The 12,673-nt window shown below is 71.2% G+C and carries 17 protein-coding genes, 1 tRNA gene and 2 pseudogenes; 13 read left to right on the top strand and 7 right to left on the bottom strand.

Features of this window, described 5'->3' with window-relative positions; genetic code table 11:
* Positions 1-168: 168 nt before the first annotated feature.
* Complete coding sequence (locus ACE7GA_RS00465; RefSeq protein ID WP_376094099.1) at positions 169-711, bottom strand: outer membrane protein assembly factor BamE; 543 nt, start codon at positions 709-711, stop codon at positions 169-171.
* Between the two features lie 106 nt (positions 712-817).
* On the opposite strand from ACE7GA_RS00465, the gene ACE7GA_RS00460 reads away from it, so the two are divergent.
* The 8 genes and pseudogenes from ACE7GA_RS00460 (at position 818) to ACE7GA_RS00425 (ending at position 5,400) form a co-directional block, all read left to right on the top strand.
* Positions 818-1,351 carry a ubiquinol-cytochrome C chaperone family protein gene (locus tag ACE7GA_RS00460; protein WP_376094096.1) on the top strand — a complete coding sequence of 178 codons (534 nt, stop codon included), beginning with the start codon at positions 818-820 and terminating at the stop codon, positions 1,349-1,351.
* Positions 1,348-1,842, top strand: a complete 495-nt coding sequence (locus ACE7GA_RS00455; RefSeq protein ID WP_376094093.1) for a DUF177 domain-containing protein — start codon at positions 1,348-1,350, stop codon at positions 1,840-1,842. The genes ACE7GA_RS00460 and ACE7GA_RS00455 overlap by 4 nt, the downstream gene beginning before the upstream one ends.
* 130 nt (positions 1,843-1,972) lie before the next feature.
* Positions 1,973-2,176 (top strand): 50S ribosomal protein L32, encoded by a 204-nt coding sequence (gene rpmF, locus ACE7GA_RS00450; protein WP_376094090.1) that lies wholly within the window; start codon positions 1,973-1,975, stop codon positions 2,174-2,176.
* Positions 2,177-2,246: 70 nt separating this feature from the next.
* Complete coding sequence (gene plsX / locus ACE7GA_RS00445) at positions 2,247-3,293, top strand: phosphate acyltransferase PlsX (RefSeq protein ID WP_376094087.1); 1,047 nt, start codon at positions 2,247-2,249, stop codon at positions 3,291-3,293.
* A pseudogene (locus ACE7GA_RS00440) lies at positions 3,293-4,245 on the top strand (beta-ketoacyl-ACP synthase III). The gene plsX and the pseudogene ACE7GA_RS00440 overlap by 1 nt, the downstream one beginning before the upstream one ends.
* 227 nt (positions 4,246-4,472) lie before the next feature.
* Complete coding sequence (locus tag ACE7GA_RS00435) at positions 4,473-4,790, top strand: integration host factor subunit alpha (RefSeq protein WP_376094084.1); 318 nt, start codon at positions 4,473-4,475, stop codon at positions 4,788-4,790.
* A gap of 20 nt (positions 4,791-4,810) precedes the next feature.
* Positions 4,811-5,272 carry a MerR family transcriptional regulator gene (locus ACE7GA_RS00430; RefSeq protein ID WP_376094081.1) on the top strand — a complete coding sequence of 154 codons (462 nt, stop codon included), beginning with the start codon at positions 4,811-4,813 and terminating at the stop codon, positions 5,270-5,272.
* Positions 5,273-5,323: 51 nt separating this feature from the next.
* Positions 5,324-5,400 (top strand) — tRNA-Pro (locus tag ACE7GA_RS00425).
* A gap of 91 nt (positions 5,401-5,491) precedes the next feature.
* On the opposite strand, the gene ACE7GA_RS00420 is transcribed toward ACE7GA_RS00425, so the two are convergent.
* Together ACE7GA_RS00420 and ACE7GA_RS00415 are read right to left on the bottom strand one after the other, a co-directional pair.
* Positions 5,492-6,640 carry a tyrosine-type recombinase/integrase gene (locus ACE7GA_RS00420; RefSeq protein WP_376094078.1) on the bottom strand — a complete coding sequence of 383 codons (1,149 nt, stop codon included), beginning with the start codon at positions 6,638-6,640 and terminating at the stop codon, positions 5,492-5,494.
* A complete protein-coding gene (locus tag ACE7GA_RS00415) occupies positions 6,637-7,047 on the bottom strand; it encodes a hypothetical protein (RefSeq protein WP_376094075.1) in 411 nt (136 codons plus the stop codon). Before ACE7GA_RS00415 ends, ACE7GA_RS00420 begins: the two co-directional genes overlap by 4 nt.
* A 243-nt stretch (positions 7,048-7,290) precedes the next feature.
* Between ACE7GA_RS00415 and ACE7GA_RS00410 the strand changes: the two genes are divergently transcribed.
* From ACE7GA_RS00410 to ACE7GA_RS00400, 3 genes are all read left to right on the top strand, one after another.
* A complete protein-coding gene (locus ACE7GA_RS00410) occupies positions 7,291-8,277 on the top strand; it encodes a DUF6880 family protein (protein ID WP_376094072.1) in 987 nt (328 codons plus the stop codon).
* Entirely contained in the window at positions 8,184-8,732 is a 549-nt protein-coding gene (locus ACE7GA_RS00405) for a DUF6880 family protein (protein WP_376094069.1), read from the top strand. The genes ACE7GA_RS00410 and ACE7GA_RS00405 overlap by 94 nt, the downstream gene beginning before the upstream one ends.
* 94 nt (positions 8,733-8,826) lie before the next feature.
* Entirely contained in the window at positions 8,827-8,991 is a 165-nt protein-coding gene (locus tag ACE7GA_RS00400; protein ID WP_376094066.1) for a hypothetical protein, read from the top strand.
* A gap of 5 nt (positions 8,992-8,996) precedes the next feature.
* Here the strand turns inward: ACE7GA_RS00400 and ACE7GA_RS00395 are convergent, their stop codons facing one another.
* The 4 genes and pseudogenes from ACE7GA_RS00395 to ACE7GA_RS00380 all read right to left on the bottom strand — a co-directional run bounded on the left by ACE7GA_RS00395 (position 8,997) and on the right by ACE7GA_RS00380 (position 11,563).
* Positions 8,997-9,203: a hypothetical protein gene (locus ACE7GA_RS00395; protein ID WP_376094063.1), complete on the bottom strand. Its 207-nt coding sequence runs from the start codon at positions 9,201-9,203 to the stop codon at positions 8,997-8,999.
* A gap of 2 nt (positions 9,204-9,205) precedes the next feature.
* Positions 9,206-10,741, bottom strand: a pseudogene (locus tag ACE7GA_RS00390) (IS66 family transposase).
* A 106-nt stretch (positions 10,742-10,847) separates the two neighbouring features.
* A complete protein-coding gene (tnpB, locus tag ACE7GA_RS00385) occupies positions 10,848-11,195 on the bottom strand; it encodes an IS66 family insertion sequence element accessory protein TnpB (RefSeq protein ID WP_376094060.1) in 348 nt (115 codons plus the stop codon).
* On the bottom strand, positions 11,192-11,563 hold the full coding sequence (locus tag ACE7GA_RS00380) for a transposase (protein WP_376094057.1): 372 nt from the start codon (positions 11,561-11,563) through the stop codon (positions 11,192-11,194). The genes tnpB and ACE7GA_RS00380 overlap by 4 nt, the downstream gene beginning before the upstream one ends.
* Positions 11,564-11,820: 257 nt before the next feature.
* Here ACE7GA_RS00380 and ACE7GA_RS00375 point away from each other — a divergent pair, with 257 nt between their 5' ends.
* Entirely contained in the window at positions 11,821-12,432 is a 612-nt protein-coding gene (locus ACE7GA_RS00375) for a hypothetical protein (RefSeq protein ID WP_376094054.1), read from the top strand.
* A gap of 4 nt (positions 12,433-12,436) precedes the next feature.
* Complete coding sequence (locus ACE7GA_RS00370) at positions 12,437-12,616, top strand: hypothetical protein (protein ID WP_376094051.1); 180 nt, start codon at positions 12,437-12,439, stop codon at positions 12,614-12,616.
* The last annotated feature ends 57 nt before the right edge of the window (positions 12,617-12,673 follow it).

Genomic DNA, 12,673 nt, shown 5'->3' with positions numbered 1-12,673 from the left:
CGCCGTCCCCCGACGGGCTGTTGTGCGACCGTCCCTCGCGCGACGGGCCGTTGCGCAATGTGCCGGCCCGGCCTGCGCCCGAGGATCGGTGCCCTGCGATCGGTCACCCGACCCGCCTGCCCCGGCCGGGGTGCCCCTGCCTGACTGTCCCGGCCGGATGACCCGGGCTCAGTTCCCGCTGGTCGGTCCGACGCCGGGACCGGTGGCGCCCCCGGCCCCGCTCGGGCCGAGCCGGCCGATGTTGCCGAAGAGGGCCTGCAGGAACGTCCGGTCGTTGCCCGGGACGGGCGTCGTGCGCTCGACGACCTGGACGTCCCGGCCGTCCTGCGGACCGAGCTCGCGGACGCCCTGGACCACGCCCGCCGGGTTGAAGACGATCTCGACGACGCGCTGGTCCGAGACCCCGGGGACGCGGCCGATCCGGGTCCGGCTGACCGCGCTGATGTAGTACCAGCGATCGTTCTCGAAGGTGCTGGTGGCGCTGGGGGAGCCGAGCAATGCCTGGACGTCGGCACGGGTCTGCACGCCCGGCGTGATCTCCCGCAGGACCTCCGGATCCACGCGGTTGCCGCGCATCTCGGGCACCGGGCCGAAGAGCCGGTCCAGCGCCGTCCGGCCGCCGCAGGCGGTCAGCGCCAGCGGCAGGGCGAGGAGCGCGGCGCGGAGCGCGGCCGCGCGGGGCGAGTTGACGGTCTGGCGCGGGGGAACCATATCCGCGATCCGATGCCACCGCCCCGGCCGGGGGTCAACCGGACCGCCGGTGTCGCCCGGCCGCGACGCCCTTCCCCGCACCGCCAGCGAGGCGCGACGACATCCCATGGCCCTGCTCGGCCTCCTTCGCCGACGCCCGCATGAGCGGGCCGGCTTCGCACTCTACACCGCGGCGGTCGAGGCCGCGCGCGATCCCGCGCTCTACGGGCCGGAGGCCGTCCCGGACACGTTGGACGGGCGCTTCGACCTGATTGCGCTGCACGTCGCGCTGCTGGTGCGGCGCCTGCGGGGCGATCCCGACCCGCGCGGCCCGGCGCTGGCCCAGGCGGTGTTCGACGCGATGTTCGCGGACATGGACATGAGCCTGCGGGAGATGGGCGTGGGCGACATGTCGGTCGGCAAGCGCGTGAAGAACATGTGGGAGGCCTGGCACGGCCGGGCCCGCGCCTACGAGACGGCCCTGGAGGCCGGCGACCGCTTCGCGCTGGAGGAGGCGTTGTCCCGCAACGTCTGGCGCGGCGCGGCGCCCGGAGGGGCGGTGGAACGCCTCGCGGACCGTGCCATGGGCCTGGACGCCGTACTCGCGACGGCGCGGCTGGACGGGCTCGTGGCCGGGCGGGCCTTCGGGGCGGCGGCGTGACGCCGGAACTGCACCGTCCCCTGCGGCCCGGCCTCGTGGGGCCGGAGGGGCGAAAGGAGCGGATCGAGGCGACAGCCGGGGAGCGCGCGGCGCTCGCGCGGCGCTTCGGCCTGCTGGACCTGCCCGCGCTCTCGGCCGAGCTGGCCATCACGCCGGCGCCGGGCGGGGCGATGCGGGTGCACGGCACGCTGCGGGCCGAGGTCGTGCAGGAATGTGTCGTGACGCTCGAGCCCGTGGCGGCGCGGATCGAGGAGGCGCTGGACTGGCGTATCCTGCCGCCGGGCGAGGAGCCCTCAGACGACCTGGAGGAAGGGCCGGAGGAGATCGAGTCGGAGCCGGACGGGTCGGTGGACCTCGGCGAGGCGGTGGCGCAGGGCCTGTCGCTCGCGCTCGATCCCTACCCGCGGGCACCGGAGGCCACGCTGCCGGAGGCGGCGCGGGACGAATCCGCCAACCCCTTCGCGGCGCTGCGGGGGCGGCTGCCATCCTGATGTGATCCGCCATTGGGTCTGCGCTGGGTCCTTGCGCCTTGCCCCGCAGGGGGGCGGGTGGTAAGGGCGCCGCCTTTCCCGCATTCCGACCGGCGCAGCGTGCCGGGTCAGTTATGAGAGGCCCGGCGCCATGGCCGTTCCGAAGAAGAAGGTTTCGCCCTCCCGCCGCGGCATGCGGCGGAGCCACGAGGCGCTGACCGCATCCGCGCACCACGAGTGCCCGAACTGCGGCGAGCTGAAGCGCCCGCACAACGTCTGCGCGTCCTGCGGCCACTACGACGGCCGCGAGGTGGTCGCCGTCGCTGCCGACAAGAAGGCCGTCGTCAACGTCTGACGCCCCTTCGGGGGCCGGGAGTCGTCGGGCGGTGCCGTCCCGTTCCAGCAGCGGCCGTTCGGGCAGTGGGGTGGCGAAGCGCGAGTTCGCCCTGGCGGTGGACGCGATGGGCGGCGACCACGCGCCGGACTCCGTGCTCGACGGCCTGGACCAAGCGGCCGAACGCCATCCCGGCGCCCGCTTCCTGCTGATTGGCGACGAGAGCCGCCTGACCGGGCTGCTGGCGCGCCGGCCACGGGCGGCCGCGCTGTGTTCGGTGCGGCACGCGCCCGAGGCCATCCCCGGCGACATGAAGCCGACCGCGGCGCTCCGGGTGCGCGGGTCCTCCATGCGCATGGCGATCGATGCCGTCGCGGCCGGCGAGGCGGACGGCGTGGTCTCAGCCGGCAATACGGGGGCGCTGATGGCGCTCGCGAAGATCGTGCTGCGGACGATGCCGGAGATCGACCGCCCGGCGCTGGCGGCCATCGGGCCTTCGGCGCGGGGTGACGTCGTGCTGCTCGACCTCGGCGCTAACGTCACCTACGAGGCGCGCAACCTCGTCGAGTTCGCCGTGATGGGCGACGCCTTTGCGCGTGCCGTGCTCGGCCTGCCGAACCCGACGATCGGGCTGATGAATGTCGGCTCCGAGGAACTGAAGGGCGACGAGCGCGTGCGCCAGGCTGCGGAGATCATCCGCGACAGCCATATCGGCCCGAACTTCCGCGGGTTCATCGAAGGGCACGACATCACGGCCGGCACGACGGACGTGGTGGTGACTGACGGCTTCACCGGCAACGTTGCGCTCAAGACCGGGGAGGGGGCGCTGAAGCTCGTCGGCACGCTCCTGCGGCAGGTGTTCAACTCCTCCGTGCCCGCGCGCATGGGCTACCTGCTGGCGCGGCCCGCGTTGGACCGCCTGCGCGAATGGATGGACCCCCGCCGCTACAACGGCGCGGTCCTGATCGGCCTGAACGGCGTCGTCGTGAAAAGCCATGGCGGGACTGACGGCATGGGCTTCGCGCATGCGGTGGATGTCGCGATGGACATGGTCACCCACGGCTTCAACGAGCGGATCCGCGACGGCGTGTCGCGGCTCTCGCACAGGTCGGCGGACGAGCCGGCGAACGGCGACTGATGCTCCGATCCGTCATCGCGGGCACGGGCGGCTACCTGCCGGCCCGGTGCCTGACCAACGACGAACTCGCCGCGGCCTACGGGATCGACACCACCGACGCCTGGATCGTCGAGCGGACGGGGATCCGGCAGCGCTACCTTGCGGCCGATGGCGAACTCGCCTCGGACATGGGCGCGGCGGCGGCGCGGGAGGCGCTGGCGCAGGCCGGAGCCGGGACTTCCGAGGTGGACGCGATCATCGTCGCGACGGCGACGCCGGATTCGGTTTTCCCTCCACCGCGACGCGGGTCCAGGCGAAGCTCGGTGTCACGGGCGGCTTCGCCATGGACGTCGCGGCGGCCTGCGCCGGCTTCGTCTACGCGCTCGGCGTCGCCGACGCGCTGGTGCGGACGGGGCAGGCGCGCGGGGCACTGGTGATCGGCGCCGAGGCCTTCACGCGCATCCTCGACTGGGCGGACCGTGGGACCTGCGTGCTGTTCGGCGACGGCGGTGGCGCGGTGTTCCTGCGTGCGGAGACGCAACCGGCGGACGGCACGGCGCGCGGCATCCTGTCCACCCACCTGCACAGCGACGGGCGGCACGGCGATATCCTGAAGGTCGAGGCCGGTTTCGTGCGCATGGCCGGGCGCGAGGTCTTCCGGCACGCCGTCGAGAAGCTCGCGGGTGTCGTGGACGAGGCGCTAGCCCATAACGCGCTGTCGCAATCCGACGTGCAGTGGCTCGTGCCCCACCAGGCGAACCGCCGGATCATCGATGCGATGGGCCGGAAGCTCGGCCTGCCGCCGGAGCGGGTGGTCGTGACGGTGGACCGGCACGCCAACACCTCGGCGGCCTCGATCCCGCTGGCGCTGGCGGAAGCGACCCGCGACGGTCGCGTGCAGCGCGGCGATCTCGTCTTGATGGAGGCGATCGGCGGCGGCCTGACCTGGGGAGCTTCGCTGGCCCGCTTCTAGACGGGCAGGCGCGGGTCTCGGGCGCCGCGGTGCGGATCGTCGGGTCTGGGCGACGTTGGCGGCCTGGATCTGCGTGTCGACCGGGGTCTGGGCCTGGGCTTGGCCGGGCGCAGCCGGGTAATTCTGCAACAGGTGTGCTTCGCGGGACTCACCATTCCCGCGAAGCCGTTGACGACGCCGCGCCGGAGTCGGTTCACTGCGCAGCCGGCGCACCCGAGAGTCATCCGATGAATACCGTCACGCGCGCCCACCTCGCTGAGGCCATCTACATGCAGGTAGGGCTCTCCCGGAACGAGAGCGCTGCCCTACTGGAGGACGTGCTGGAACGCATGTCGCACAGCCTGGAACGCGGGGAAGCGGTGAAGCTCTCGGCCTTCGGAACCTTCTCCGTCCGTCAGAAAGCGCAGCGCATCGGCCGCAACCCGAAGACAGGCGTGGAGGTGCCGATCACGCCGCGCCGGGTCCTGTCCTTCCGGGCGAGCCAGGTCCTGAAGGCCCGCCTGAACGGCGAGGTACCGGGAGCCGACATGGGTGCGGAGGATTGACGGGTGACGGAGGCCGACCCGTGACTGCCCTGGGAGAGGTGCGCCCGGAGCCGGCGGCGAGCCTCAGCGGCACGTCCGGCGCGGAGCCGCCGCGCTCGCGCAAGTCCGCGACGGCCTTCCGGACGATCAGCGAGGTGGCGGAGGACCTGCACATCCCGCAGCACGTCCTGCGCTTCTGGGAGACGAAGTTCCCGCAGTTGAAGCCGCTGAAGCGGGGCGGGGGGCGCCGCTACTATCGCCCGGAAGACGTCGCGCTGCTGCGGCGCATCGGCGATCTGCTCTACACGCAGGGCTACACGATCAAGGGCGTCCAGCGGCTGCTCCGGGGCGGGAGCGCCGAGGGGGCAGAGACGGAGGCCCTGGAGGAGGGGCAGCGCGACCTCCTTGGCGAGGCACCGCTGGAAGGTCCGACGATCCGCGCCTGCCTCGACGAGCTGGAGGCGATCGCGCGGCGGCTGGCGGCGCTCACGGGTTCCGAATGACAGCCGCTATGCCTTGAGGCGGCCCCCGCCGGGTGCTACAGGCGCCGCCGGCGGAGCGTAGCGCAGCCTGGTAGCGCATCAGTCTGGGGGACTGGGGGTCGTGGGTTCGAATCCCGCCGCTCCGACCAAAATTCCCGTTTCAGACCAGTAGCTTGCAGCCCATTTCTTGACTGTTGGTCGGGCATTTTTCGCAGCCGATTTCGCAGTCCTTTTCGCAGTTCAGTTCCTTGAGTCAGTTCCGTTTCGCAGATCGGCCTCGGGCTGCGAAATCGACCCCTCACCATCGCCCTTCCCTCCCTGCAGCAACACGAAGCCGCGGCGGATCGTGCCGGTCCGCTCGATGAGCAGGTCCATGCCGCCCAGAGCCATGTGCCGGTTCCGAGGTAGGTAGTGTTCCAGGATCTTCTGCGTCTGCTCGATGGAGTGGCCCGAGATGGCCGCGATCTGCGGGACGGAGGCGCCGGCCTCAGCTAGGCGGACCATGCCGGTGCGGCGGAGATCGCGGAACTGCAGGCCGTCCGGCAGGCCGGCCTCGATCCGGGTGGAGCGGAACTCCCGGGCAAAGTTGTGCAGGTCCCAGACCCTGCCCGTCGGCGAGGGCGCGATGAGGTTGCTCTTCGGGTGCAGCCGCGTCGCGATCTCGGCGTGGAGCGCCGGATGCAATGGCACCCAGACCGGCACATCGGTCTTGCGCTGTCGGAGCATGATCCAGAGGACGCGGCGGCCGTCCCGTTCGACGGTCTGGCCGACGCAGTCGTAGCTCATGTTGAGGCAGTCGGCCGGGCGCTGGGTGGTGAAGGCGGCGAGCATGAAGCCGCGCCGGATGAGCGGCGGGGCGTGCTGGAGGAAGACCTCGGCGTCCTCGGGGGACCAGACGGCGTCGCGGCGTGGCGGGGAGGGGATGTCCACACCCTCGAACGGGTCGTCGCGCAGGAGGCCGAGCTCGAGGCGGGCGTAGTTCAGCACCATCCGGAGCTTCTTCAGGCGGTGCCACGTGTTGTAGGGCTGGCCGGCGGCGATGAGCGCCTTGCGGTACTCCTTCACGCCCTCGCGGCCGATGGCGGCGACGGGCAGGTCGCCGAACTCCTCGGCGAGCTTGTCGAGGTGCCAGCCGTACTCTTTTCGGCTGCTGTCCTCGAGGTTGGCCCACTCCTCCGTCGTCTTGTAGCGGTCGATCGTCCAGGCGAGGGAGCCGCTGACGAGCGAGGGGTGGGGCGGTGCCTCGCCGTTGAGACGCATGGCTTCGTGACGGCGCTCCTCCGGGTCGGGGGACAGCCGCGTGTTCGTGGGGCGGTGGTAGAAGTAGGTGGCTTCCGTGCCGTCCTGGCGCTTCCGCCGCACAGCGTAGACGCCCTTCGGTTCTTTCATGGCTTGCTTCTGTTCGTCTTGGGTTGGGGGAAGGAGCCGCCGACCCATCGGGAGCGGAGACGCGCGGCGAGCGCGTCACCGCCCTCCGGCGCGTGGGCGAGGGGGGAGGAGAGCCGGTCCAGTTCCTCGTCGAGGCGGACGCGGTCGAAGAGGACGCGGCTGGTGAAGCGGAGCGCCTTCAGGCGCGGGCGGATGTGCTCGTCGAAGGTGCGACGGGACATGCCGCAGTAGGCGGCGGCCTGCTCGACGCTCAGCAGACGCCGCGAGATGCCGGTCTGGTGGAAGAGGGTGTCGCGGGCGGCGTGCGGACCGCGGAGGCGATGAGCGCCGGCTGCCGGGATGGCCGGGGGCGTTTGGGGGTGGTCCCCCAGTCCCCGGTTCCCTGACGTGTGCTCCCGGCGGGGCACGAGCGCTCTCCGACATCCACGGTGCGAGCCGGCGCCCCGAGGCGGCCGGCTCCAACGTGGATGTCAGAGCGCTCCACTTTTCGCGAATCTGCGAAGTGCCTCATTCAGGTCGTGAATGAGCTAAGCTCTTGGTGTTCCGGGTGCCGGCGTGGCCCTCGCTGACCTCCGGGCGGGAGTCGCCCAACAAGTTTGTTCTACGTCGCCCCATCCTGCGTGGAGGTTGGTTGCGCTAGGTTTGGCCGCATGGCTTCGAGGAAGACCGTCACCGCCGATAACCTGATAGCGCTCGGCGCCGAGCGCCTCGCCGCCATCCTCGTCGAGCTCGCGGCGGGCAACCCCGAGGTGAAGCGCCGCCTGCGGCTGGAACTGGCCGCCGAGACCGGGGGCGAGGCCATCGCGGCCCAGGTCGGCAAGCGCCTCGCGACTATTCGCTCCGCCCGGTCCTTCATCGACTGGCAGAAGCGTCGGGAATTCGTGAAGGACCTCGACCTCCAGCGCGCGATGATCGTCGACCGCGTCGCCGCGACCCGCCCGGACTTGGCGCTCGACCTCCTATGGCGGTTCCTGGACTTGGCCGGGCCGGTGCTGGGGCGCGTCGACGACAGCAGCGGGGCGGTCGGGGAGATGTTCCGCAGGACCTGCGACCACCTCGGTACGGTGGCGGTGCAGGCAAAGCCCGATCCGGTGGGCCTTGCGGATCGGGTGTTCGCGGCGGTGGGGGCGAACGACTACGGCGTCTTCGACGGCTTGGTGCCGGTCATGCTGCCCGCCCTTGGCGAGACGGGGGTGGCGCGCCTGCGGCAGCAGCTGGAGGAGGTGCTCGCGGCGAGACCCGGAAGGGCAGGGGAGCGGGACTACGGGGCGCGGGTGCTGCGCTCCGCTCTGCAGGACCTCGCGGACGGCCGGGCCGACGTCGACGGCTACGTCGCCCTCGTGCCGCCGGATGAGCGCCGCATGCCCCACGTCGCGGCCGGCATCGGTCGCCGGCTCCTCGCCGCCGGCCGGACGGCCGAGGCGCTCGCCGCGCTGGAGGCGGCGAGGCCGGGGCGGAGCGCCGCCCAGGGCGCGAGGCGAGACGACCTTCTCCTCTCCCCCTTCCCGGCGAGGACGCGTGGGAGGCGGTCTACCTCGACGCGTTGGGGGCGGCGGGGCGGGGCGAGGAGGCCCAGCGGCTGCGGTGGACGGCGTTCGAGGAGCGGCTCTCGGCCGAGCGGCTGCGCGAGTTCCTGAAGCGCCTGCCGGACTTCGAGGACGTCGAGGCTGAGGAGAGGGCGATGGCGCACGCCCTCGCGTTCCGGAGCTTCGCGGCGGCGTTGGCCTTCCTCGTGGGATGGCTGGACGCGGCCCGGGCGGCGCGGCTCTTGCTCGCCCGGTCTGCCGAGATCGACGGGGACCTCTACGAACTGCTCGAGCCCGCGGCCAGGCTGCTGGAAGCAAAACATCCCCTGGCCGCGACCCTGCTCCGGCGCGCGATGGTGGAGAACACGCTGAAGGGCGCGAAGTCCGGCCGTTACCGGCATGCGGCGCGGCACCTCCTGGAGTGCCGGGCGCTCGCGGCGGTCATCGGGGACTTCGGAACCTTCGAGACGCACGAGGTATTCCTCGGCCGGCTCCGGGCCGAGCACGGCCGCAAGGCGGGCTTCTGGGCCGCGGTAGGCGAGGCGGCAGGAGATCGGGGCCTCTGACCCAGCCCCCGGCGTTCTACGGGCGTCCTGGAGCCGCTGAAGGGCCATCCCCGAACCGGCCAGCCCCCGCCCGGCTCTTCCGTCCGCGAGCGACGTGCGCGACGAGGCCACTGACGATTTCCGTCATCGCCGCCCGCTCGTTCGGGAGGTTCGCCGTGTCGATCTTCTCCATGACCCGGTCGATGATGAGCTGCTCCTTGGTGGTCGCGCCGAGACTTTCGGTACCCATCCGGTGTGGGCCGCGGGCGTGGTGGGTTGACGAGATCAGGGTTTCTCGTCGGCGATGAGCTTCTCGGGCCGCTTGATGCCGTCGCGGGTGAACGCAAGCGTCTGGCGGTCATCGGTGTCGTAGACCCAGAGGCAGCCATCCTCCGGCTCGAGGCCGAGGGAGAGATCGTGCAGCCGCTCTTCGTCGACGCTGAGCATCTGGGCGACGCGGGCGATGGTATAGACGGAGCTGATGGCGGCCATCGTCAGGCGGCCTGCGGGACGGCTGGGGCGGACGAGGGCTTCCAGTTCCACGGCAGGAGCTCGTCGAGGCGCGAGGCCGGGTGGTCGGCGATGCGGGCCAGCACGTCGGCGAGCCAGGCGCGCGGGTCGACCTCGTTCAGCTTCGCCGTGACGATGAGGGTGTAGATCATCGCGGCCCGCTCGCCGCCGCGATCACTTCCGGCAAAGAGCCACGAGCGCCTGTTGAGGGCGATGCCGCGCAGCGCTCTTTCCGCGGCGTTGTTCGTCAAGCAGACCCTCCCATCGGCGAGGAACCGGGTGAAGGCGACCCAGCGCTTGAGCGCGTAGTCCAGCGCCTTGGCGAGCTCGTTGTGGCGGGACATCTTGGCCCGCGTGTCGAGCATCCAGGCGTGGAGGTCAGCGACGAGCGGGGCGACGACCGCCTCGCGGTGCGCCAGGCGCTCGGCTGCAGGGCGGCCGGTGACCTCGCGCTCGGCGTCGAACACCCGGTCGGTGCGCCGCACCGCCTCGGCCGCGAGGGGGAGCGGGCGACTTCGGCAAGCTCGAACGCCTTGCGACGGAAGTGGGCCCAACAGGCGGCCTCGGTGATGGGCCCTGGCTTGCGGTCCGGCGCGTAGAGGTCCGCGAACCCGGCATAGGCATAAGCCTGCAGGATGCCCTCATACCCGGCGAGGTGCGCCTTCGGGTGCTCCGCTGTCCGGTCGCGCGAGAAGTAGAACACCGCTGCCGGCGGGTCGGGGCCGCCGAACGGGCGGTCATCGCGGACGTAGGTCCAGGCCCGGGCCGTGACGGTCTTGCCGCGGGCGAGCAGCGGGACGGTGGTGTCGTCCCCGTGCAGCCGGGCGGCGGCCCGGACATGGGCGACGATCAGCGCGTGGAGCGGCGCCAGCGCCGCGGCCGAGGTGCCGACCCAGTCGGCGACGGTGGACACGCTCAGTTCCACCCCCTCGCGGGCGTAGGTCTCGGCCTGGCGGTTCAGGGGCAGGTGCTGGCCGTACTTGGCTTCCAGGATCATCGCCAGCAGGTTCGGCCCCGCCCGCCCACGCGCGATCGGGTGGAACGGCGCCGGGGGCTGGGTGACCGTCTCGCAGGAGCGGCAGGAGTGCCTCTCCCGGACCGTCTGGATGACCTTCCAGGACCGGGGCACCACCTCCAAGGTCTCTGTGACATCCTCGCCGAGCTTCGAGAGCTTGCCGCCGCAGCAGGGGCAGGCGGAGGGCGATGGGATCACCACCCGCTCGCGCGGCAGGTGGTCCGGCAGGGGACCACGGACGGGCTTGCGGCGGGGCGGTCCTTCAGGACGGGGCGATCCCGCTCCCCTCCCGAGGTCGGCCTTCGCCGCGTCCTCAGCCCTCGTCGCGACGAGCTCGCCCAACTCCAGTTCGAGCTGGTCGAGAAGCTTCCTGCCCCGCTCGGAGGAGGCGCCGAACTTGTCGCGCCGCAGCTTGGCGATGACGAGCTTCAGGTGCGCGATCATCGCCTCTGCGCCGGTCGCCCGCGCCTCGGCCGCGATGCGGGGCCTCGCGCTCCGCGGCCAGCGCCGCGCAGAGCGCTTCGACATCATCCTGCGACGACGATGCGGGGATCACGAGCGGAGTGAATCAGACCCGTCCGCGCGTCACCAGCGAAAACTTCGTGGCTGATCTACCCCGCGACCTGCGGCCGGTGCGTGTAGCGCGGGTTCCGCCAATCGATCCCGTCGAGCATGTAGGACAGCTGCGAGGCTGAGATGGCTACCGCGCCGTCTGTTGCCGTCGGCCAGAGGAACCGGCCGTGCTCCAACCTCTTCGCGTAGAGCGACATGCCGATCCCGTCGTGCCACAAGATCTTCAGCAGATCGCCGCGCTTCCCCCTGAACACGTAGAGGTCGCCGGCGTGCGGATCGCGCCCCAGCGCCTCCTGCACCTGCAGCGCGAGGCCGTTCATGCCGCGCCGCATGTCCGTATGCCCGACCGCGAGCCAGACGCGTACGCCGGAGGGAACCGGGATCACCCGCGCAACGCCGACAGCAGGCGCCGCAGCGCAGGCAGCCCGATGCCCTCGGCCACTCGCAGCACCGTGCCGTCGGGGAGGATGATCTCGACCCGCTCGTCGGGTGGTGCCTCGGCCGACGCCGCCTCGTGCACCTCGGGCGGCGGCAGCTCCGGCACGACGCGCAGCGGCATGAACACCGGCGCCTCCTCGACCAGCCGCCCGCGCTGCCGTGCCGCGCGCCACTGCCAGAGCAGGCCGCGGCTCAGGTCGTGCCGCCGCGCAACGTCGTTGAACGTCGCCCCGGGCTCGTCAAGCTCGGCCAGGATCCGCAGCTTCTCCTCAGGCCGCCACCGCCGCCGCCGCTCGACGCCGTTGATGATCTCCATCCCGACCCCCGCCTGCCCTTACCAGCACTCTTAAGAATGCTCGTAGGAACAGCGGACACCCGCACCAGGGAAGGCGGCCCACACCGGACGGATACGACTTTCGCGCGCTGGGCAATTGCCGATCTCCCCGAGCCCGGCATCTTGGCGAACGGATCGGACCGGGGCGATCGGGGCACTTAGTTGATCTTCTGGTCAGCGGTCGGTGAGGCAGATAGGATTCCAGCAACAACCGAGCCGAACCCCTCCTGCCGTCCGAGATGACCACCGCCCAGAGGGCTATGCGCCTCTTCGCCGTGCTCGTGGCAGGAGGCGAGAGGCCGGCACCCGAAGGTGCCGTGTCGATCTTCCGCGGCGAGACCCGGCTCAACGCCCTGATGTTTTGGCTCCGGAACCCGGACTACCTAGCATGGGAATTCCTAGACATTCACGAGCGGACGAAGAAGCCTGCGCCGCTGCTTTTTGTCCGCCGAATGGTGCAAGACGAGGAGCCGATCCTGCGCCGGGACGCCATGCTGAAGTGGCGCTTCGGAGCCTACGAGCCGGTGGACGACGAGCTGGCGATCCTCGCCTCGGTCGGTCTCGTCAGGACCATCACGAAACCCGCGGGGACACGAAGCGCGGGAAACGACTTCCTGCTTCTGCCCGGGTCCTTCGAACTGGCCGAATCGCTCGAGGAGAACGTCGCCTACCGCTGGTACGGCGAGAGGATGAAGGTGGTCGCCGCGGTGGCGGGGAGCGAGGGAGGCAGCGCCTTGAAGGAGCGTCAGTACAAGCACCTAGAATACTTCAAGACCAGCCCGCACCAGCCGATCAAGTCCATCCTGCCCCGCGTTCTCGAGCGGCTCGCCCAGCTGTCCAGCGTAGCCTGATCCCATGGCCCGAAAGAAGCCGGACTCTCGCGAGGGCACCTGGGCAGAAGCGATCGCTGCCCATGCTGGTCGTCCCGTAGAGGCAGTCATCGGTTTCCTGCAACGCCATGATATCCGGGAGCAGGCACTCATCCCGCGGCCCGTGGACCTGACGGTCGGGCTGTTGAGTTTCGCTGAGAACTGACCCGGGGTTTTCATCGAGAACTGACCCGTGGGTGGATATGTCCCGCAGGCCTGCGTC

Source organism: Roseomonas sp. CCTCC AB2023176, assembly GCF_042259275.1.
Classification (GTDB): Bacteria; Pseudomonadota; Alphaproteobacteria; order Acetobacterales; family Acetobacteraceae; genus Roseomonas.
This window is presented reverse-complemented; position numbering and strand designations above follow the sequence as displayed.

What these genes read in the sequence shown, in the direction of transcription:
- ACE7GA_RS00375 (WP_376094054.1), top strand. Translation starts at nt 11,821, where the DNA reads ATGACCACCGCCCAGAGGGCTATGCGCCTCTTCGCCGTGCTCGTGGCA.
- ACE7GA_RS00395 (WP_376094063.1), bottom strand. Translation starts at nt 9,203, where the DNA reads ATGGCCGCCATCAGCTCCGTCTATACCATCGCCCGCGTCGCCCAGATG.
- rpmF (WP_376094090.1), top strand. Translation starts at nt 1,973, where the DNA reads ATGGCCGTTCCGAAGAAGAAGGTTTCGCCCTCCCGCCGCGGCATGCGG.
- ACE7GA_RS00460 (WP_376094096.1), top strand. Translation starts at nt 818, where the DNA reads ATGGCCCTGCTCGGCCTCCTTCGCCGACGCCCGCATGAGCGGGCCGGC.
- ACE7GA_RS00435 (WP_376094084.1), top strand. Translation starts at nt 4,473, where the DNA reads ATGAATACCGTCACGCGCGCCCACCTCGCTGAGGCCATCTACATGCAG.
- ACE7GA_RS00370 (WP_376094051.1), top strand. Translation starts at nt 12,437, where the DNA reads ATGGCCCGAAAGAAGCCGGACTCTCGCGAGGGCACCTGGGCAGAAGCG.
- ACE7GA_RS00380 (WP_376094057.1), bottom strand. Translation starts at nt 11,563, where the DNA reads ATGGAGATCATCAACGGCGTCGAGCGGCGGCGGCGGTGGCGGCCTGAG.
- ACE7GA_RS00465 (WP_376094099.1), bottom strand. Translation starts at nt 711, where the DNA reads ATGGTTCCCCCGCGCCAGACCGTCAACTCGCCCCGCGCGGCCGCGCTC.
- ACE7GA_RS00420 (WP_376094078.1), bottom strand. Translation starts at nt 6,640, where the DNA reads ATGAAAGAACCGAAGGGCGTCTACGCTGTGCGGCGGAAGCGCCAGGAC.
- ACE7GA_RS00410 (WP_376094072.1), top strand. Translation starts at nt 7,291, where the DNA reads ATGGCTTCGAGGAAGACCGTCACCGCCGATAACCTGATAGCGCTCGGC.